The 19,276-nt window shown below is 70.5% G+C and carries 18 protein-coding genes; 11 read left to right on the plus strand and 7 right to left on the minus strand.

What is annotated here, in order from left to right:
* Nucleotides 1-2 precede the first annotated feature (2 nt).
* The 6 genes from C5H89_RS08370 to C5H89_RS08395 are packed head-to-tail and all read right to left on the minus strand — an operon-like array spanning nt 3 to nt 5,685.
* Nucleotides 3-1,265 (minus strand): cysteine desulfurase, encoded by a 1,263-nt coding sequence (locus C5H89_RS08370; protein WP_104106546.1) that lies wholly within the window; start codon nt 1,263-1,265, stop codon nt 3-5.
* Nucleotide 1,266: 1 nt separating this feature from the next.
* Nucleotides 1,267-2,025: a Fe-S cluster assembly ATPase SufC gene (gene sufC / locus C5H89_RS08375; RefSeq protein ID WP_104106547.1), complete on the minus strand. Its 759-nt coding sequence runs from the start codon at nt 2,023-2,025 to the stop codon at nt 1,267-1,269.
* Nucleotides 2,026-2,068: 43 nt separating this feature from the next.
* Nucleotides 2,069-2,404: a non-heme iron oxygenase ferredoxin subunit gene (locus C5H89_RS08380; protein ID WP_104106548.1), complete on the minus strand. Its 336-nt coding sequence runs from the start codon at nt 2,402-2,404 to the stop codon at nt 2,069-2,071.
* The gene (gene sufD / locus C5H89_RS08385; protein ID WP_240181769.1) at nt 2,404-3,597 is read right to left on the minus strand and encodes a Fe-S cluster assembly protein SufD; all 1,194 of its coding nucleotides are present in this window, start codon (nt 3,595-3,597) and stop codon (nt 2,404-2,406) included. Before sufD ends, C5H89_RS08380 begins: the two co-directional genes overlap by 1 nt.
* A gap of 46 nt (nt 3,598-3,643) precedes the next feature.
* Nucleotides 3,644-5,062, minus strand: coding sequence for a Fe-S cluster assembly protein SufB (gene sufB, locus C5H89_RS08390; RefSeq protein ID WP_104106549.1), 1,419 nt, complete (start codon nt 5,060-5,062; stop codon nt 3,644-3,646).
* A 2-nt stretch (nt 5,063-5,064) separates the two neighbouring features.
* Entirely contained in the window at nt 5,065-5,685 is a 621-nt protein-coding gene (locus C5H89_RS08395; RefSeq protein WP_240181770.1) for a winged helix-turn-helix transcriptional regulator, read from the minus strand.
* Between the two features lie 361 nt (nt 5,686-6,046).
* Between C5H89_RS08395 and C5H89_RS08400 the strand changes: the two genes are divergently transcribed.
* From C5H89_RS08400 to C5H89_RS08420, 5 genes are read left to right on the plus strand one after another with little or no spacing between them, the layout of a single operon-like run.
* The gene (locus tag C5H89_RS08400) at nt 6,047-6,748 is read left to right on the plus strand and encodes a phosphatase PAP2 family protein (RefSeq protein ID WP_240181771.1); all 702 of its coding nucleotides are present in this window, start codon (nt 6,047-6,049) and stop codon (nt 6,746-6,748) included.
* The gene (locus tag C5H89_RS08405) at nt 6,745-7,425 is read left to right on the plus strand and encodes a glycerophosphodiester phosphodiesterase (RefSeq protein WP_104106552.1); all 681 of its coding nucleotides are present in this window, start codon (nt 6,745-6,747) and stop codon (nt 7,423-7,425) included. The genes C5H89_RS08400 and C5H89_RS08405 overlap by 4 nt, the downstream gene beginning before the upstream one ends.
* Nucleotides 7,426-7,435: 10 nt before the next feature.
* Nucleotides 7,436-8,374: an ABC transporter ATP-binding protein gene (locus C5H89_RS08410; protein ID WP_240181772.1), complete on the plus strand. Its 939-nt coding sequence runs from the start codon at nt 7,436-7,438 to the stop codon at nt 8,372-8,374.
* On the plus strand, nt 8,371-9,144 hold the full coding sequence (locus C5H89_RS08415; protein ID WP_104106553.1) for an ABC transporter permease: 774 nt from the start codon (nt 8,371-8,373) through the stop codon (nt 9,142-9,144). The genes C5H89_RS08410 and C5H89_RS08415 overlap by 4 nt, the downstream gene beginning before the upstream one ends.
* 5 nt (nt 9,145-9,149) lie before the next feature.
* Entirely contained in the window at nt 9,150-10,082 is a 933-nt protein-coding gene (locus tag C5H89_RS08420; protein WP_104106554.1) for a COX15/CtaA family protein, read from the plus strand.
* Here C5H89_RS08420 and C5H89_RS08425 read toward each other — a convergent pair.
* Nucleotides 10,031-11,002 carry a heme o synthase gene (locus C5H89_RS08425; RefSeq protein ID WP_104106555.1) on the minus strand — a complete coding sequence of 324 codons (972 nt, stop codon included), beginning with the start codon at nt 11,000-11,002 and terminating at the stop codon, nt 10,031-10,033. The two genes, C5H89_RS08420 and C5H89_RS08425, sit on opposite strands and share 52 nt — an antisense overlap.
* Nucleotides 11,003-11,168: 166 nt before the next feature.
* Between C5H89_RS08425 and tkt the strand changes: the two genes are divergently transcribed.
* From tkt to pgl, 6 genes are all read left to right on the plus strand, one after another.
* Complete coding sequence (tkt, locus tag C5H89_RS08430; protein ID WP_275887111.1) at nt 11,169-13,244, plus strand: transketolase; 2,076 nt, start codon at nt 11,169-11,171, stop codon at nt 13,242-13,244.
* A 68-nt stretch (nt 13,245-13,312) separates the two neighbouring features.
* Complete coding sequence (gene tal / locus C5H89_RS08435; protein ID WP_104106557.1) at nt 13,313-14,419, plus strand: transaldolase; 1,107 nt, start codon at nt 13,313-13,315, stop codon at nt 14,417-14,419.
* Nucleotides 14,416-16,050 carry a glucose-6-phosphate isomerase gene (locus C5H89_RS08440; RefSeq protein WP_104106558.1) on the plus strand — a complete coding sequence of 545 codons (1,635 nt, stop codon included), beginning with the start codon at nt 14,416-14,418 and terminating at the stop codon, nt 16,048-16,050. The genes tal and C5H89_RS08440 overlap by 4 nt, the downstream gene beginning before the upstream one ends.
* Complete coding sequence (zwf, locus tag C5H89_RS08445) at nt 16,047-17,576, plus strand: glucose-6-phosphate dehydrogenase (protein ID WP_104106559.1); 1,530 nt, start codon at nt 16,047-16,049, stop codon at nt 17,574-17,576. Before C5H89_RS08440 ends, zwf begins: the two co-directional genes overlap by 4 nt.
* Nucleotides 17,573-18,502 (plus strand): glucose-6-phosphate dehydrogenase assembly protein OpcA, encoded by a 930-nt coding sequence (locus C5H89_RS08450; RefSeq protein ID WP_104106560.1) that lies wholly within the window; start codon nt 17,573-17,575, stop codon nt 18,500-18,502. Before zwf ends, C5H89_RS08450 begins: the two co-directional genes overlap by 4 nt.
* On the plus strand, nt 18,499-19,242 hold the full coding sequence (pgl, locus tag C5H89_RS08455) for a 6-phosphogluconolactonase (RefSeq protein WP_104106561.1): 744 nt from the start codon (nt 18,499-18,501) through the stop codon (nt 19,240-19,242). The genes C5H89_RS08450 and pgl overlap by 4 nt, the downstream gene beginning before the upstream one ends.
* Nucleotides 19,243-19,276: the final 34 nt, after the last annotated feature.

Below are 19,276 nucleotides of genomic sequence, written 5' to 3' on the forward strand. Positions count from 1 at the left end.
CCTCACCCGACCTTGAAGTAGGAGCGGGTGTAGGCCAGGCCCTCGACGAGCGCGTCGATCTCCGCCGGAGTGGTGTACAGGTAGGACGACATCCGGGTCGAGCTCTGCACCCCGAAGCGGGCGTGGGCGGGCTTGGCACAGTGGTGCCCCGCCCGGACCGCGATCCCCCGGGTGTCCAGCACCTGGGCCACGTCGTGGGGATGCACGCCGTCGATCTCGAAGGCGATGGCACCGCCGCGGGCGGCGGCGTCCAACGGTCCCAGGACGCGCAGACCCGGGATCGTCCCCAGGCCCTCCAGGGCGTACGTCGTGATCGCCTGCTCGTGCGCGTGGATCGCCTCCATCCCCACGGCTGCGAGGTAGTCGACGGCGGCGCCGAGGCCCACGGCCTCCACGATCGGCGGCGTCCCGGCCTCGAACTTGTGCGGGATGTCGGCGTAGGTCGAGCGCTCCATGCTGACGGTCTGGATCATCTCGCCCCCGCCGAGGAACGGCGGGAGCTGCTCCAGCACCTCGCGGCGGCCCCACAGCACACCGATGCCGGTCGGTCCGACGACCTTGTGCCCGGTGAAGGCCACGAAGTCGGCACCGGAGGCGACCACGTCGACCGGGAGCTGGGGCGCTGCCTGGGAGGCGTCGACCACCACCAGCGCGCCGACCTGGTGAGCCAGGGCGGCGATCTCGGCCACCGGGTTGATGGTGCCCAGCATGTTGGACACCCAGGTGAAGGAGACGACCTTGGTGCGCTCGTTGATCAGCTCGCCCAGGTTCGACCGCTCCAGCTGGCCGTCGTCGGTCAGGCCGATCCAGCGCAGCGTGGCACCGGTCCGCTGCGCGAGCAGCTGCCACGGCACGATGTTGGAGTGGTGCTCCATCTCGGTGATGAGGATCTCGTCGCCCTCACCGACCTGGAGTGGACCACGTGCCCACGCCAGGGTGTTGGACACCAGGTTCAGCGCCTCGGAGGCGTTCTTGGTGAAGATCACCTCGTCGCGTGAGGGCGCTCCGATGAAGTCGGCCACCTTGTCGCGGGCCGCCTCGAAGGCCTCCGTGGCCTCGGCGCCGAGCGCGTGCATCGCGCGGGAGATGTTGGCGTTGTGGTGCTCGAGGTGGTCGACCATCGCGTCGATGACGCACTGCGGCTTCTGGGAGGTGTTGGCGCTGTCGAGGTAGACCAGCGGCTGCCCGCCCGCCACCGTGCGCTCGAGGATCGGGAAGTCCTTCCTGATGACCTCGAGCTCGGGGAGCAGACCTGCGAGGGTCATGTCAGGACGCTGCCTTGGTGTACTTGTCGTAGCCCTCGGCCTCCAGCTGGTCGGCAAGCTCGGGGCCGCCCTGCTCGGCGATCCGGCCGTCGACGAAGACGTGCACGAAGTCCGGCTTGATGTAGCGCAGGATGCGCGTGTAGTGGGTGATCAGCAGGACACCCTTGTCCTTGCCGGCAGCAAAGCGGTTCACGCCGTCGGAGACCACCTTGAGGGCGTCGATGTCGAGGCCGGAGTCGGTCTCGTCGAGCACGGCGACCTTCGGGGCCAGCAGCTCCAGCTGAGCGATCTCGTGGCGCTTCTTCTCGCCGCCCGAGAACCCCTCGTTGACCGAGCGGGTGGCGAAGCTGGGGTCGAGGTCCAGCGCCTTGAGGGAGGCGTTGACGTCCTTGACCCAGGTGCGGAGCTTGGGAGCCTCGCCGTCGATGGCGGTCTTTGCGGTGCGCAGGAAGTTCGACACGGAGACCCCGGGAACCTCCACGGGGTACTGCATGGCCAGGAACAGTCCGGCGCGGGCGCGGCCGTCGACCGACATTGCCAGCACGTCCTCGCCGTCCAGCGTCACGGTGCCCCCGGTCACGGTGTACTTGGGGTGACCGGCGATCGAGTAGGCGAGGGTGGACTTGCCCGAGCCGTTGGGCCCCATGATCGCGTGGGTCTCGCCGTCGCGGATGGTGAGGGTGACGCCCTTCAGGATCTCCTTGGGACCGTCCTCGGTGTCGACCGAGACGTGCAGGTCGTTGATCTCCAGGGTGCTCATGTGTGTGTCTCTCTACTCTCTGGTGCTCGTCGAAAAGTTGTCGTCAGGACGGCTGGACGCCGTTGAGGGGGGTGGCCACGTCGACGTAGACCTCATCGCCGCGCAGCTCCACGCCGAAGGTCGAGATCGGCTCGGTCGCCGGCAGCACGGTCGGCTTGCCGGTACGCAGGTCGAAGGTGGAGCCGTGCAGCCAGCACTCGATCGCACAGTCCGCCACCCCGCCCTCGGAGAGCGCCACGTGGGCGTGGGAGCAGAGGTCCTGGACGGCGAAGATCTCCTCGCCGTCCCGGGCCACCGCGATGTCGACGCCGTCGACGTTCGCCGCGAACGCCTCGTCGGCGGGGACCTCCGCGACCGTGCAGACACGTTCGAACGCCATCAGAAGTGCTTCCCGGTGACGTTCTTGGCCAGCTCGGCCTCGACCGTGACCACGAGGCGCTCCTCGATGGCGGGGACGTCGACCTTGCGGATGAGGTCGTTGAAGAAGCCGTGCACGACCAAGCGCCGCGCCTCCGCCTCCTCGATCCCCCGGGAGCGCAGGTAGAAGAGCTGGTTGTCGTCGAAGCGACCGGTGGCCGAGGCGTGCCCGGCTCCCTCGATCTCCCCGGTCTCGATCTCCAGGTTGGGCACCGAGTCGGCCTGGCAGCCGTCGGTCAGGACGAGGTTGCGGTTCTCCTCGTAGGTCTCGATGCCGACCGCGACCTTGCGGATCAGCACGTTGCCCACCCACACGGTGTGCGCCCTGTGGCCCTGGAGCGCGCCCTTGTAGACCACGTGGCTCTTGGTGTTGGGAGCGGTGTGGTCGGCGAACAGCCGGTGCTCGATGTGCTGCCCGGCGTCGGCGAAGTAGAGGCCGAGCATCTCCGCGGAGCCACCGGGCCCGTCGTAGGTGACGTTGGCGTCCATCCGGACCAGGTCGCCGCCGAAGCTGATCGCCGCGTGCTTGTAGGACGCGTCGCGGCCCACCCGAGCCTGCGTGTGGGTCAGGTGCACGGCGTCGTCGGCCCAGTCCTGCACCGAGACCACGGTCACCTCGGCGCCGTCGCCCACCTCGATCTCCACGACCTGGGCGAGGGCGGCGCTGCCGGTGTGGTTGAGCACCACCGTGGCCCGCGAGTGCCTGCCGAACCTGAGGGCGACGTGGCCACCCTCGGTCTCGGCCGCGTCGGTCCCGGTCAGCTGGACCACCACGGGCTCGGAGACCTCGGTCTCGGCCGGGACGTCGACCAGCAGCGAGGTCTCGACCTCGGCCAGCACCCGGGCCGCGAAGCGACTGATCGGCACCAGCCCGGAGATGCCGCGCAGCGCACGAGCCTCGTCGCCGGCGACGTCGGCCACCCGGACCCCGTCGGGGGTGTTCCACTCGTAGCGGGTCGCCCCGGCGCCGAGGACGGCGTCGGCATGCAGCCCTCGCAGACGCTTGAGGGGCGTGAAGCGCCAGATCTCCTCCCGGCCCTGGGGCACCGGGTGGTCGGCCACGTCGAACGACCCCTGCGGGTGGAGGTGGCTCTCCACCTTCTCCATCTCGAGGGCGGACGCGACGCTCTCGCGCGCGGCTTCGGTCACAGTCACTAAGAATTCCTTCTGGGGCGGGGAACGGGTGTCGGAGAGGGAGCGGTCAGCCGACCGCGCCCTCCATCTGCAGCTCGATCAGGCGGTTGAGCTCGAGGGCGTACTCCATGGGCAGCTCCTTGGCGATCGGCTCGACGAAGCCGCGCACGATCATCGCCATCGCCTCGTCCTGCTCCATGCCTCGCGACATGAGGTAGAAGAGCTGGTCGTCGGAGACCTTGGAGACGCTGGCCTCGTGACCCATCGAGACGTCGTCCTCACGGATGTCGACGTAGGGATAGGTGTCGGAGCGGCTGATCTGGTCGACCAGGAGCGCGTCGCAGAGCACGTTGGACTTCGAGCCGTGCGCGCCCTCGTTGACCTGGATCAGGCCCCGGTACGACGTGCGGCCACCGCCACGGGCCACCGACTTGCTGAGGATGGAGCTGGAGGTGTTGGGAGCGGCGTGCACCATCTTGGCGCCGGCGTCCTGGTGCTGACCCTCGCCCGCGAACGCGATCGAGAGCGTCTCGCCCTTGGCGTGCTCGCCCATCAGGTAGATGGCCGGGTACTTCATGGTCACCTTGGAGCCGATGTTGCCGTCGACCCACTCCATGGTCGCGCCGGCGTCGCAGGTCGCACGCTTGGTCACCAGGTTGTATACGTTGTTGGACCAGTTCTGGATCGTCGTGTAGCGGCACCGGCCGCCCTTCTTCACGATGATCTCCACGACCGCGGAGTGCAGCGAGTCCGAGCTGTAGATCGGCGCCGTGCAGCCCTCGACGTAGTGCACGTAGGCGTCCTCGTCGACGATGATCAGGGTGCGCTCGAACTGCCCCATGTTCTCGGTGTTGATCCGGAAGTAGGCCTGCAGCGGGATGTCGACGTGCACACCCTTCGGCACGTAGATGAACGAGCCGCCCGACCAGACGCTGGTGTTCAGCGCGGCGAACTTGTTGTCGCCGACCGGGATGACGGTGCCGAAGTACTCCCGGAAGAGCTCCTCGTGCTCGCGGAGCGCGGTGTCGGTGTCGACGAAGATGACGCCCTGCTCCTCGAGGTCCTCGCGGATCGAGTGGTAGACGACCTCGGACTCGTACTGGGCCGCGACACCGGAGACCAGGCGCTGCTTCTCCGCCTCGGGGATGCCGAGCTTGTCGTAGGTGTTCTTGATGTCCTCGGGCAGCTCGTCCCAGCTGGTGGCCTGCTTCTCGCTGGACCGGACGAAGTACTTGATGTTGTCGAAGTCGATCGTCGACAGGTCCGAGCCCCACGTGGGCATGGGCTTGCGGTGGAAGAGCTTGAGGCCCTTCAGGCGCAGGTCGAGCATCCACTGCGGTTCGGACTTCAGTCCGGAGATGTTGCGGACGACATCTTCGTTGAGTCCACGCTTGGCGATCGAGCCGGCAGCGTCGCTGTCGGCCCAGCCGAACTCGTAGCGCCCGATGCCCTTCAGCTCCGGGTTGAGCTCTTCGATGGAGGTCATGGTCAGCCTTCCTTGCTCTTCGGGATGCAGGTGGTGCAGACACCGTCGCCGTGGGCGATGGTGGCCAGCCGCTGCACGTGCGTGCCGAGGACCTTGCCGATTGCCTCGGTCTCGGCCTCGCACAACTGGGGAAACTCGTGGGCCACGTGGGACACGGGGCAGTGTTGCTGGCACAGCTGGTCAGCGGCACCGGCGAGGGGAAGCTCGCGGACGCTGGCGGCGTAACCCTGAGCGGAGAAGACCCGGGCCAGCGCCTCGGCCGGGCTCAGCTGCGGCTCGGCAGCCATGATCCGCTCGTAGTCGGGGGCCACGTAGGCCACCCGACGCCGGGCGAACTCCATCACCGCGTCGTCGCCGCCGGTCTCGGCCAGGAAGCGCAGGGCCTGGGCGGCCAGGTCGTCGTACTGCTGGTCGAACTGGTCGCGGCCGGCACCGGTGAGCGCGAACACCTTGGCGGGACGCCCGCGTCCGCGGCTGCCGTAGACCTTCTGCTCGCGGCCCTCGACGACGCCCTCGGCGACCATGTGGTCCAGGTGGCGGCGCACGGCTGCGGGAGTGAGCGCGAGGCGCTCGGCGAGCTCGGCCGCGGTGGAGGCGCCGTTCTCCAGGATCGACCGGGCCACGCGATCGCGTGTCGACGCGTCGCCCACAGGCGGCGTCACGGTGCTCCGGTCGAATTCCACAACACGATTGTTACGTTATTAAAGGGTCGGTTTCAACGAAGGGCACCCTAAGTGCCGAGCGCCTGGTGACCAGCACCACATCGCGGTCCGGGCGCGGCCCGGACGCACCCACCACCAGCGCTGTCGCTGGGGCACACGGCACGGCTAACCACTCGCGCTCCTCCTGCTCTTCGGTCAAGATGGACAGGCGCTACGAAGGGTATGCATGCACCTGCAACCGCACCGGCCCCTGCCGCTCCTCATCCCGCGCACTCGCTCACCGTCGCGGGTCCGCTGGGGGCGCCCCCCTGCATGGTGGCTGGTGCGACAGGCTGCCGCTGTCGCGTTCGGCGTCTTCGGGTACTTCCTGGTCCGTGGCCACACCGAGGGCGCACGCGACGTGGCACTGGCTCACGCCGCGCAGGTGGAAGGTCTGGAGGAACGGCTGGGCATCGCGCTCGAGCCGCAGCTGCAGGCCTGGGTGGCTCCCTCCGAGTCGCTGCGCACCATGGCGAACTGGGTCTACATCTGGGGTCACTGGCCGGTCATCACGGTGACCATGATCTGGCTCGCCTGGCACCACCGCGAGCTCTTCCTCCGGCTGCGGGACGCGATGCTGGTCTCCGGAGCCCTGGGCTTGGTGGTCTTCGTGACCTACCCCCTGGCGCCGCCACGCCTGGCGAACCTGGGCATGGTGGACACCATCACCGACCACTCCCAGTCCTACCGGGTCCTGCAGCCTCCTGCCTTCACCAACCAGTACGCCGCCATGCCGAGCCTGCACTCGGGCTGGGACCTGCTGGTCGGCATGGCCATCTTCAGCGCCGCGTCCACGCTCACCCTCAGGGTGATCGGCTTCGTGCTGCCGGTGCTGATGGGCCTGGCCGTGGTCGCCACCGCCAACCACTACGTCCTCGACGTCGCCGCCGGGGTCATCCTTGCCCTGCTCGGCGACGCGGTCGCCCGGCGCGCCGAGCAGCACCGACATCGACGGCGTCGCCTCACGCAGCAGGCCGAGCCATGACGCTGCTCGCCATCGCCCACCGGGCCGGGAACTCCCTGGCCGGGCTGGAGGCCGCCAACCGGCTCGGGGTCGACGTCGTGGAGTGCGACATCCACCAGTACCGGGGCAACCTCGAGGTCCGGCACCTCAAGACCGCCGGGCCACTGCCCTTCCTGTGGGACCGGTGGCAGCTTGCCTCGGTGTCGGCCCCCCGCCTGGGCCTGGCCGCACTGCTGGCTGCGGATCGCCACGGGACCACCTTCATGCTGGATCTCAAGGGCAGGCGCACCGCCGCCGCGCGCGCGGTCGCACGGCTGCTGCGCGACCTCGGTCACGACGCCCCGATCCTGGTCTGCGGCCGGCACTGGCCCTCGGTGGAGGTGCTGGCCGAGGAGCCGCAGGTCCTTCCGGTGCTCTCGGCGCGGAACCGCGGCGAGCTTCGCCGGCTGCTCTCACGCCTGGAGCACGGCTCCCGGGTGCACGGGGTCTCGGTGCACCGCGACCTGCTGGACGCCGGCACCGTGGCGCGGCTCGCGGACCTGGTCGAGGTGGTGATGACGTGGTCGGTCAACGACCTGGAGTCCCTGGACAGGATGCTCGACCTGGGAGTCACGGGGATCATCAGCGACGAGCCGACGGTGCTGGCACACCTGCTCGCCGAGCGCCCCGACCCCGGCGCGCGAGGGTCGGGTTCCTAGACTTCGCCTCGTGCCCCCCTCCTCCCCTGCCGTCGAGATCGAGGGACTGGTGATGCGGTACGGCGACAAGGTGGCGGTCGACGGTCTCTCGCTCACGGTCGAGCGCGGCACCATCACCGCGGTGCTCGGCCCCAACGGCGCCGGGAAGACCACGACCCTGGAGACCTGCGAGGGCTACCGACGCCCTCAGCAGGGCAGGGTGCGGGTGCTGGGCCTCGACCCGCACACGGACCGCCGGGCGCTGCTCCCCCGGATCGGCGTCATGCTCCAGTCCGGAGGTGCGTGGTCCGGGGTCCGGGCGATGGAGATGCTGCGACACGTCGCCGCTCTGCACGCCCACCCGATTGACCCCGATCTGCTCGCCGAGCGGGTCGGACTCTCCGACTGCGGGCGGACGCCGTACCGGAGGCTCTCCGGAGGGCAGCAGCAACGTCTCGGACTCGCGATGGCCCTGGTGGGGCGGCCCGAGCTGGTGTTCGTCGACGAGCCCACAGCCGGGATGGACCCGGCCGCGCGCCGGAGCACCTGGGAGCTGCTGCAGGAGCTGAGGACGAGTGGCGTGACCGTGGTGCTGACCACCCACTACATGGAGGAGGCCGAGCGCCTCTCCGACGTGATCCACATCGTCGACCACGGCCGACTGGTCACCTCCGGCACACCGCTGGAGCTGACCCGCGGCGGCGGGCACACCACCATCCGGCTCGTGGTCACCCGTCCGTTCCCCGACGGTGCTCCGGAGTCTCTCCAGGCCGGCCTGGGCTCCGGCACCGAGGTGCGCCAGCTCGACGCGCTCAGCATGGTCATCTCCGGGCAGGCCGACTCCTCCACGCTGGCGGTGGTCTCGCACTGGTGCGAGACCAACGGCGTGCTGCCGGAGTCGCTGAGCCTGGGCCAGCGCACTCTCGAGGACGTCTTCCTCGACCTCACCGGACGAGGACTCGCCGAATGACCGACACCCTCGACCTGGCTCCGGCCCCCGGGGCGGCCCCGCTGCACCGACAGGTCCTGGCGCAGGCGAGCATGGAGACCAGGCTCATCCTGCGCAACGGCGAGCAGATCCTGCTCGCCCTGGTGATCCCGGTGATCGTGCTGCTCGGCGGGGTGGCAGCCGCGGATCGGGTGGGCCTGAAGTTCGACCACCCGGTGGTCGACGTGCTGGCGCCGGGAATCCTGGCTCTGGCGGTGATGTCCACCTCCTTCACCTCCGTCGCGATCGCCACCGGCTTCGAGCGCCGCTACGGACTCATCAAGAGGCTCGGCACCTCCCCCCTGCCGCGCTACGGCCTGCTGCTGGGCAAGGTCGGGGCCGTCGTGGCCGTCCAGGTCCTCCAGGTCGCGGTGCTCGCGTGCGTGGCGCTCGGCATCGGATGGCGACCTGAGGCCACCGGGTGGCCGGCCGCGGTGCTGATCCTGCTCCTGGGGACCGCGGCCTTCACCTCCCTGGGCCTGCTCATCGCGGGCACCTTGCGCGCCGAGGCCACCCTGGCCGCGGCCAACCTGGTCTACCTGCTGCTGATGGCCGGCGGAGCCGTGGTCATCCCGGCCGACTCCTACGGCGCCCTCGGCACGCTCGCCACCTGGCTGCCCTCGGGGGCGCTGGGCGAGGGGATGCGCGCCGCACTGCTCGACGGCCGACTGGACCTGTCGGCCGTGCTCGTCCTGGTCGTGTGGGCGGCGACAGCCGCTGCCGCGACCGCCCGTACCTTCAAGTGGGAGTGACTTCGATGAACCTGAGCCGTCTCGCGCCGTGGCTCTGGCCCCTGGCGATCGCGAACCTGCTGGCCAACATCGGCATCGTGGTGACCGGAGCAGCCGTCCGGCTGACCGGATCCGGCCTCGGCTGCCCCACCTGGCCCCGGTGCACCGAGGACTCGTACGCCGCGCACGGCGAGCTCGGCCTGCACGGCGCCATCGAGTTCGGCAACCGGCTGCTCACCTTCGTGCTGGCAGCGGTGGCCATCCTCACCTTCCTGGCCGCCCTGGGCTCCGGTCGCCGCCGCGCCATCTGGCTCGCCTTCGTCGTAGGCCTCTCCATCCCGCTCCAGGCGGTGGTGGGCGGCATCACGGTGCTGACCGACCTGAACCCGTGGATCGTCTCGGGGCACTTCCTGGTCTCGATGTTGATCATCATGTTCTGCGTGGCGCTGCTCGACGAACTGCGCAGCCCTGCTCGGGGCCTGGCACCGGCCCCCGTGCGCGCCCTGGCATGGGCCAACCTGGGCGTGGGCTGGATCGTGCTCTACCTCGGCACCGTGGTGACCGGGGCGGGACCGCACGCCGGTGACGAGGGCGCGGCCCGCAACGGCCTGGACCCCGCCGCGATCTCCCAGGTGCACGCCGTCTCGGTCTACGTCCTGGTGGTGCTGACCGTCGCGCTGCTGGCCGTCTCGCTGCGCAGCGGGCTCCGCTGGCTGTCCATGGTGACCGGCCTCGTGCTTGCCATCGAGGTCGCCCAAGGAGTGCTGGGCTGGACCCAGTACTGGCTCGACCTGCCGATCGTCCTGGTCGCGCTGCACATGCTCGGCGCCGGCCTGCTCGCCGCCGGACTGGCGCGACTGGCACTGGCGGTGCTGCCGCACCGGGACCTGACGCCGGCGGACCTGGCTCAGGAGAGCAGCGGGTCCAGGGCGACGGCGACGAAGAGCAGCGAGAGGTAGAGGTTCGAGCTGTGGAACAACCTCATCGGTGAGATCTCGGTGAGGCTGTCCGAGCGCTTGGCCCGCCCCCACATCCGGTGCGCCTCGAGCAGGAACACTCCTCCGAGCACGGCGGCGACCAGCGGGTAGACGATCCCAGTGTCGGCCACCGGCCACAGCAGCAGCGAGGTCGCCACCATCACCCAGCTGTAGATGACGATCTGGCGTCCGACCTCGGCGGCCGGCTTGACCACCGGCAGCATCGGGACGTCGACGTTCGCGTAGTCCTCGCGGTAGCGCAGGGCCAGGGCCCAGGTGTGCGGCGGCGTCCAGAAGAAGACGACCATGAACAGCACGATCGGCGTCCAGGCCAGCTCGCCGGTGACCGCCGTCCAGCCGATCAGGGTCGGGAAGCAGCCCGCGAGCCCGCCCCAGACGATGTTCTGGGTGGTACGCCGCTTGAGCAGCATCGTGTAGACCAGCACGTAGAACGCGTTGGCCAGCAGGGACAGCCCCGCGGAGAGCCAGTTGACCCACAGCGCGAGCACCACCGTCGACAGCAGCGCCAGCACCGTGGCGAACACCAGGGCGGACCGGGCCGTGACGATGTGCCGGGGCAGGGCCCGTCGCCGGGTGCGCCGCATCTGCTCGTCGATGTCCCGGTCGTAGACGCAGTTGAAGGCGCTGGCCGAGCCCGCGCTCAACGCTCCTCCGATCACGGTGGCGACCACCAGCCCGAGAGCGGGGACGCCGCGGGCGGCGTAGAACATCACCGGCACCGTGGTCAGCAGCAGCAGCTCGATCACTCGCGGCTTGGTGAGACCGACGTACGCCCCCACCACGTCCCGGACCGTGGCACGCCCTCCACCGGGGGAGCCGGTGCCGTCGCTGGAGGAGCGGGACTGCTCAGCAGCCGAGGCCGAGGGGCCGACGTGCGTCACGGAGATGAACCTCGAAGAAGTGGGGTACAGGCGAGGTCGAGTCTAGCCCGCACCGTGGGTAGGCTCGTCCCTGCCTCCTGCTGCCGCTCGAATCGAAGGGAAACCTGTGACCAAGCCGACCAAAGGTTCATCCACGCTTGACTGGACGGAGCTCGACCAGAAGGCCGTGGACACCGTCCGAGTGCTGGCGATGGACGCCGTGCAGAAGGTCGGCAACGGTCACCCCGGTACCGCCATGAGCCTGGCTCCCGTGGCCTACCTGCTCTTCCAGAAGGTCATGCGGCACGACCCCGCCGATCCGGACTGGATCGCTCGCGACCGGTTCATCCTCTCCTGCGGCCACACCAGCCTCACCCTCTACATCCAGCTCTACCTCGCCGGCTTCGGTCTCGAGCTCGAGGACATCAAGGCGCTGCGCACCTGGGGCTCCAAGACCCCGGGCCACCCGGAGTTCGGTCACACCGCGGGCGTGGAGACCACCACGGGCCCGCTGGGCCAGGGCGTGGCGAACGCCGTCGGCATGGCCATGGCGGCTCGTCGCCAGCGCGGCCTCCTGGACCCCGACGCGCCGTCCGGGGAGTCGCTCTTCGACCACCACGTCTACTGCCTGGCCTCCGACGGCGACCTCCAGGAGGGCGTCTCCGCCGAGGCCTCCTCCATCGCGGGCCACCAGCAGCTGGGCAACCTGACCCTGATCTGGGACGACAACCAGGTCTCCATCGAGGACGACACCGACGTCGCCTTCACCGAGGACGTGGCCGCTCGCTACGAGGCCTACGGCTGGCACGTGCAGGTCGTGGACTGGGCGGGCGACCGCAGCAACCCGGACGCCTACGACGAGAACGTGCCCGCCCTGTACGACGCCCTGGCCGCGGCCCGCGCCGTGACCGACCGGCCGTCGTTCATCAAGCTGCGCACGATCATCGCCTGGCCTGCCCCCAACGCTCGGGGCACCGGCGCCTCGCACGGCTCCGCCCTGGGGGCCGAGGAGGTCGCTGCCGCCAAGGAGCTCATGGGCTTCGACCCGGAGAAGACCTTCGAGGTGCCCGACGACGTCATCGCCCACACCCGACTCGCCCTGGAGCGTGGCAAGGCCGCCGGCAAGCAGTGGGACGCTCAGTACGCGGAGTGGGCCGAGCGCAACCCCGAGGCGGCGGCACTGCTGCACCGGGTCAAGGGCCGGAACCTGCCCGACGGCTGGGACTCCAGCCTGCCCTCCTGGGAGGCCGACCCCAAGGGAGTCGCCACCCGCAAGGCGTCCGGCGAGGTGATCAACGCCGTCGCCGGCGTGCTGCCCGAGCTGTGGGGCGGCTCCGCGGACCTGGCCGAGTCCAACAACACCACGATCAAGGGCGCCGAGTCCTTCATCCCGACCGAGCACTCGACGCGGCAGTGGAAGGGCAACCCCTACGGCCGCGTGCTGCACTTCGGCATCCGCGAGCACGCCATGGGCGCGATCATGAACGGGATCACCCTGCACGGGGGGACCCGCGTCTTCGGCGGCACCTTCCTCCAGTTCTCCGACTACATGCGTCCCGCGGTGCGGCTCGCGGCGCTGATGCAGGCCCCCACCATCTACGTCTGGACCCACGACTCGATCGGTCTCGGCGAGGACGGCCCGACCCACCAGCCCATCGAGCACGTCGCGGCGCTGCGGGCGATCCCCGGGCTCGACGTCGTACGCCCCGCGGACGCCAACGAGACCGCGGCGGCCTGGAAGGCGGTCCTGCAGCACACCGACCGGCCGGCCGGCCTGTGCCTGACCCGGCAGAACGTCCCGGTCTTCCCCCGCGGCGAGGACCCCGAGACGGGTCAGCGCTGGGCGGACACCACCGACGTGGAGAAGGGCGGGTACGTCCTGCTCGAGGCCGAGGGCGGTCAGCCGGACGTGGTGCTCATCGGCACCGGCTCGGAGGTGCAGCTCGCGGTCCGGGCGCGCGAGCTGCTGGCCGAGCAGGGGGTGCGTGCCCGCGTCGTGTCGATGCCCTGCGTGGAGTGGTTCAACGCCCAGACCCAGGCCTACCGCGACCAGATCATCCCGCCGATCGTCAAGGCGCGGGTCAGCGTCGAGGCAGGCATCGCCCTGGGGTGGCGCGAGCTGGTCGGGGACGCGGGACGGATCGTCTCCATCGAGCAGTACGGCGCCAGCGCCGACTTCACCCGTATCTACACCGAGTACGGCATGACCGCCGACGCGGTCGTCACCGCGGCACTGGACAGCATCGCGACGGCCACCGCCTGAGACGAAGCCCCGCTGCGGACCACGGCACGGACCAGCACCACCGACCAGCACCACTGGAGGCACACACCATGTCCGATCGTCTGAAGTCACTGTCCGCAGCGGGGGTGTCCATCTGGCTCGACGACCTCTCCCGCGAGCGCATCGAGACCGGGAACCTCGCCGACCTGGTCAAGAACGACTCGGTGGTCGGGGTCACGACCAACCCCTCCATCTTCGCCGCCGCCCTGGCCGACGGGGAGCGGTACGACGCCGCGGTGCGCTCGCTGGCGGCCTCGGGCGCCGACGTGGACGCGACGGTCTTCGCGCTCACCACGTCCGACGTACGGGACGCCTGCGACATCCTGCGCCCGGTCTGGGAGGCCACCGAGGGCGTGGACGGGCGGGTCTCGATCGAGGTCTCCCCCGCCCTGGCGGCCGACACCGAGGCCACCACGACCTCGGCGCGGGAGCTGTGGACCGAGATCGACCGGGAGAACCTGCTGATCAAGATCCCCGCGACCACCGAGGGAGCCCCCGCGATCACCACGGTGCTGGCCGAGGGGATCAGCGTCAACGTCACGCTGATCTTCGGTCTCGAGCGCTACCGCGGAGTCATGGAGGCCTACCTCTCGGGTCTGGAGCAGGCTCTGGAGAACGGGCACGACCTCAGCAAGATCCACTCCGTGGCGTCGTTCTTCGTCTCCCGGGTCGACACCGAGATCGACAAGCGGCTCGAGGCCTCCGGGGCGGACGCGTCCCTGCGCGGGCGCGCGGGCGTGGCGAACGCCCGCCTGGCCTACCAGGCATTCGAGGAGGTCTTCTCCGGCCAGCGGTGGGAGAGGCTGGCCGCCGCGGGCGCGCGGCCCCAGCGACCGCTGTGGGCCTCCACCGGGGTGAAGAACCCCGACTACCGCGACACGATGTACGTCACCGACCTGGTGGTGCCGGGCTCGGTCAACACCATGCCGGAGAAGACCCTGCAGGCCTTCGCCGACCACGGCGAGGTCAACGGTGACCAGGTCACGACGCAGTACGCCGACGCGCGGGAGACGATGGACGCCCTCGCGGCCGCCGGCATCGACTACGACGACGTCATCGAGGTCCTCGAGCGTGAGGGGGTCGAGAAGTTCGTCACCGCCTGGGAGGAGCTCCTGGACACGGTGCGGGGTCAGCTCGACAAGGCCCGCCAGGCATGACCACGTGGGAGGGGGCGTGGGGCGCCGGGTGGTCCCTGGCGCTCGACGTGGCCGACGGGGATTCCTACGACGCGGTCCTGGGTGATCTCGTCCGCGGCGGGGTCGCCGGGCGACTGGCGGACCGCGACCCCACCCTGTGGGGTCCCGAGGCCGAGCAGGAGGCCGCCAAGCGGCTGGCCTGGGTGGACCTGCCGACGGCCTCCCGGCCGCTGGTGGACGAGGTCCGCGCCCTGCGCCAGGACCTGCAGGGCCGGGGCCTGGACCGCGTCGTGCTGTGCGGCATGGGCGGCTCCTCGCTGGCCCCGGAGGTGATCTGCCAGGCCGCCGGCGTGCCGCTGGTGGTCCTGGACTCCACCGACCCCGACTTCGTACGGGCCGCCCTCGAGGACGAGCTCGCCCGCACCGTGGTGGTGGTGTCGTCGAAGTCCGGCGGCACCGTGGAGACCGACAGCCAGAGACGGGCGTTCGAGAAGGCGTTCCACGACGCCGGGATCGACCCTGCGGAGCGGATCGTCGTGGTCACCGACCCGGGATCCCCGCTGGACGAGCATGCCTCCGAGGCCGGTTACCGGGTCTTTCGTGCCGACCCCGAGGTCGGTGGCAGGTTCTCCGCCCTGACCGCCTTCGGGCTGGTCCCCTCGGGACTGGCCGGCGTCGACATCTCCGGGCTGCTCGACGACGCCGAACGGGCGCAGGCCGACCTCACCGTCGACTCCCCCGACAACCCCGGCCTCCGGCTCGGTGCCCTGCTGGGGCTGGCCGCGAGCCGGAAGATCGACAAGCTGGTCCTCGCGGACGCCGGGTCACCGTTCCCGGGGTTCGGTGACTGGGCCGAGCAGCTCGTCGCGGAGTCGACGGGCAAGCAGGGCAAGGGCGTCCTCCCCGTCGTCGTCGAGGGCACGCAGGCCCCGAACTTCCACCCCGCCACCGCCGACTCGGTGCTCGTCACGTACGGCCCCGGCAAGGAGCCGGTCTCGGCGCCCTCGGGCTGGTCGCTGACCGTCGACGCCCCCCTGGGGGCCATGATGCTGCTCTGGGAGCACGCCACCGCAGTCGCCGGCGGGGTGCTGGCGATCAACCCCTTCGACCAGCCGGACGTGGAGAGCGCCAAGGCGGCGGCCCGAGAGATGCTCGACGGCTCCGGGGACGCACCCGCGCCGCTGTTCGCCGACGGACCGTTGACCGTCTTCGCCTCCCCCGGGTGGCTGCCCGAGGGCACCGGCACCGTCAAGGCGGCGGTGTCCGCCCTGCTGGACCAGCTCGACGACGACCACGGCTACCTCGCCGTGCAGGCCTACCTGGACCGGCACCGTGACGCACAGCTCGCCGGCGTCCGCTCTCGGCTGGCGGAGGTGACGGGCCGCCCGGTGACCTTCGGCTGGGGACCCCGGTTCCTGCACTCCACGGGGCAGTACCACAAGGGAGGACCGGCGAACGGGGTCTACCTGCAGCTCACCGGCCAGCCGTCCGCGGACCTGGCTGTCCCGGACCGGCCGTTCACCTTCCACGAGTTCCTCACCGCCCAGGCTGTCGGGGACGCCGCGGTGCTGGCGGACAAGGGCCGGCCGGTGCTCCGCGTCCATCTGTCCTCGCCTGCCGACCTGCAAGCGCTGATCCAGGCCCTGTCATGAGCCCCACCGGGCGCCCCAATCCGCTGCGCGACCCGCGGGACCGTCGGCTGCCACGCATTGCCGGCCCGTGCAGCATGGTGATCTTCGGAGTCACCGGCGACCTGTCCCGCAAGAAGGTCATGCCCGCGATCTACGACCTGGCCAACCGCGGGCTGCTGCCTCCGGGCTTCAGCCTCGTCGGCTTCGCGCGCCGGGACTGGGAGGACCAGGACTTCGCCCAGATCGTGCACGACGCGGTGAAGCAGCACGCCCGTACCGAGTTCCGGCAGGAGGTGTGGGACCAGCTCGCCGAAGGGTTCCGGTTCGTGGCCGGCGCCTTCGACGACGACGAGGCCTTCGACACGCTGCGGCGAACCCTGCTCGAGCTGGACGAGGCCCGCGGCACCGGCGGCAACCACGCCTTCTACCTCGCCATCCCCCCGGGGCTGTTCGGCACCGTGGCGAGCCAGCTGCAGGAGCACGGACTGGCAGAGGACCCGAACGCCTGGCGGCGTGTGGTGGTGGAGAAGCCCTTCGGCCACGACCTGGCCTCCGCGCGCGAGCTCAACGAGGTGCTCGGGGAGGTGTTCCCCTCCGGCTCGATCTTCCGGATCGATCACTACCTGGGCAAGGAGACGGTCCAGAACATCCTGGCGATGCGCTTCGCGAACGAGATGTTCGAGCCCCTGTGGAACAGCAACTACGTCGACCACGTCCAGATCAGCATGGCCGAGGACGTCGGGATCGGCGGCCGCGCGGGGTACTACGACGGCATCGGAGCGGCCCGGGACGTCATCCAGAACCACCTCCTCCAGCTGCTGGCCCTGGTGGCCATGGAGGAGCCCACCTCCTTCGACGCCGACTCGCTGAGGGTGGAGAAGGAGAAGGTGCTGGCCGCCGTGGTGCTGGCCAAGCCGCTGAACCGGAGCACCGCCCGCGGCCAGTACGTCGAGGGCTGGGCCGGCGGCGAGAAGGTGCCGGGCTTCCTCCAGGAGGAGGGGATCGCCAAGGACTCCAGGACCGAGACCTTCGCCGCGATCACCGTGGAGGTGGAGAACCGGCGCTGGGCGGGGGTCCCGTTCTACCTGCGCACCGGCAAACGACTGGCGCGCCGCGTCACCGAGGTCGCCGTGGTGTTCAAGCGGGCGCCGCACCTGCCGTTCAGCGAGCACTCCACCGAGGAGCTGACGCAGAACGCGCTGGTGGTGCGCGTGCAGCCGGACGAGGGGATGACCCTGCGTTTCGGCTCGAAGGTGCCTGGGACCGCCCTGGAGATCCGGGACGTGTCCATGGACTTCGCCTACGGCGGCTCGTTCACCGAGAGCTCCCCGGAGGCCTACGAGCGGCTCATCCTCGACGTCCTGCTGGGCGACCCGCCGCTCTTCCCGCGGCACGAGGAGGTCGAGCTGTCCTGGAAGATCCTGGATCCGGTGCTCGAGCACTGGGCCAGGACGGGCAGCCCCGAGCCCTACGCCTCCGGCGCCTGGGGTCCCTCGTCATCGTTCGCGATGCTCTCCCGCCACGGGCGCACCTGGAGAAGGCCATGATCGAGCTCGTCGACACCAACGCCTCGGCCATCGCGGCCGAGTTCGTCCGCAACCGCACCCAGTCCGGCAGCCCCGTGATGGGCATGGTCCTGACGATGATCGTGGTGGTCCCCGAGGAGCACGCCGTTCGGGCGATGAAGGCGGCCCAGGAGGCCTCCCACGAGCACCCGGCGCGGGTCCTCGGCGTCATCCTGGGCGATGGCCGTGGCGCCGCCCAGGTGGACGCCCAGGTGGGGATCGGGTCCGGCTGGAGCGGGGAGACCGCGCTGATCAGGCTCAAGGGCGAAGTGGTCAAGCACGCGGAGTCGGTGGTCCTGCCCCTGCTGCTGCCGGACTCGCCGGTGGCGATCTGGTGGCCCATCGACCCCCCGGAGGACCCGGCGGCCGACCCGCTGGGGTCCCTGGCCCAGCGTCGGATCACCGACAGCGCCCTGGTCACCCACGGACACACCACGGCGCTGACGCGTCAGTGTGCGGCCTACACCAAGGGCAACACCGACCTCGCCTGGACCCGCACGACGCTGTGGCGTGCGCTCCTGGCCGCGGCCCTGGACCAGCACCCCACCAAGGTGAGCCAGGTCGTGGTGGAGGCCGAGAAGGTTAGTCCATCGGCCGATCTGCTCTCCGCCTGGCTGGGTCACCGGCTGCGCGCCGACGTAGAGCGTCGTACCTCCGACGGCCCGGGAATCACCGAGGTGGTGCTCACCGGCAAGGACGGGGAGATCAGCATCCGGCGCGGCGACGGCAAGCTGGCCACGGTCTCCTCCCCCGGCGCACCCGACCGGCCCATGGCCCTGGCCCGCCGTGCGGTGCCCGTGCTGCTCGCCGAGGAGCTGCGACGTCTCGACGAGGACGACATCTACGCCGAGACCGCCGCCCACCTGCTCAAGGCGAAGCCCTCGAAGAGCGGCGCGAAGGCCCGATGACCGCCTCGGTGAAGACCCACGAGGACGCCGCCGAGCTGGCCAGCGAGGTGGCCAGCCGGTTGCTAGCCCGGCTGGAGGAGCTGCAGGCGCAGGGGCGGGTGCCCCAGGTGGTGCTCACCGGCGGAAGTGTGGCGGACGTGGTGCACCGCGAGGTGGCCCGTCGCGCACAGGACTGCTCGGTGGACTGGTCGCGGGTCGCCCTCTGGTGGGGGGACGAGCGCTTCGTCGAGGCCGGCTCCGGGGACCGCAACTGCCGCCAGGCGGCCGAGGCCTGGCTGGACCAGGTCGGGGTCGATCCCGCGCTGGTGCACGAGGTCCCGGCGCAGGGCGAGGCGGAGAGCGCGGAGGCGGCCGCGGACGCCTACGACGCGCTGTTGGCCCGCACAGTCCTCGGCCCCGGCTCGACCGGGTTCGACCTCGTCATGCTCGGACTGGGGCCGGACGGCCACGTGGCCTCGCTCTTCCCGGGGCGACCCGAGGTCGAGGTCGACACCAGGCACGCCGTCGCCGTGCACGACTCCCCCAAACCACCACCGGATCGCGTCTCCCTGACGCTCCCAGCCCTGTGCCGCACCAGCGAGGTGTGGTTCCTGGTCTCCGGGCACGAGAAGGCCGACGCCGTGGCCAGCGCGGTCGCCGGTCTCTCCCCCGGCTCGGCTGGGAGCCCCGCGGCGCGGGTGCACGGACGCGAGGCGACCATCTGGTTCCTTGACAGCTCTGCCGCCTCACGACTCGAGTAGGACCTCGGTCGGGGTCGCCCAGCGTGGAAGTACG

The sequence above is a fragment of the Nocardioides sp. 616 genome, assembly GCF_002930065.1.
GTDB lineage: Bacteria > Actinomycetota > Actinomycetes > Propionibacteriales > Nocardioidaceae > Nocardioides > Nocardioides houyundeii.

Excerpts from the sequence above, each read along its gene's own strand:
- C5H89_RS08370 (WP_104106546.1), bottom strand. The coding sequence starts at position 1,265 with ATGACCCTCGCAGGTCTGCTCCCCGAGCTCGAGGTCATCAGGAAGGAC.
- sufC (WP_104106547.1), bottom strand. The coding sequence starts at position 2,025 with ATGAGCACCCTGGAGATCAACGACCTGCACGTCTCGGTCGACACCGAG.
- C5H89_RS08380 (WP_104106548.1), bottom strand. The coding sequence starts at position 2,404 with ATGGCGTTCGAACGTGTCTGCACGGTCGCGGAGGTCCCCGCCGACGAG.
- sufB (WP_104106549.1), bottom strand. The coding sequence starts at position 5,062 with ATGACCTCCATCGAAGAGCTCAACCCGGAGCTGAAGGGCATCGGGCGC.
- C5H89_RS08405 (WP_104106552.1), top strand. The coding sequence starts at position 6,745 with ATGACGCTGCTCGCCATCGCCCACCGGGCCGGGAACTCCCTGGCCGGG.
- C5H89_RS08415 (WP_104106553.1), top strand. The coding sequence starts at position 8,371 with ATGACCGACACCCTCGACCTGGCTCCGGCCCCCGGGGCGGCCCCGCTG.
- C5H89_RS08420 (WP_104106554.1), top strand. The coding sequence starts at position 9,150 with ATGAACCTGAGCCGTCTCGCGCCGTGGCTCTGGCCCCTGGCGATCGCG.
- tal (WP_104106557.1), top strand. The coding sequence starts at position 13,313 with ATGTCCGATCGTCTGAAGTCACTGTCCGCAGCGGGGGTGTCCATCTGG.
- C5H89_RS08440 (WP_104106558.1), top strand. The coding sequence starts at position 14,416 with ATGACCACGTGGGAGGGGGCGTGGGGCGCCGGGTGGTCCCTGGCGCTC.
- zwf (WP_104106559.1), top strand. The coding sequence starts at position 16,047 with ATGAGCCCCACCGGGCGCCCCAATCCGCTGCGCGACCCGCGGGACCGT.
- C5H89_RS08450 (WP_104106560.1), top strand. The coding sequence starts at position 17,573 with ATGATCGAGCTCGTCGACACCAACGCCTCGGCCATCGCGGCCGAGTTC.
- pgl (WP_104106561.1), top strand. The coding sequence starts at position 18,499 with ATGACCGCCTCGGTGAAGACCCACGAGGACGCCGCCGAGCTGGCCAGC.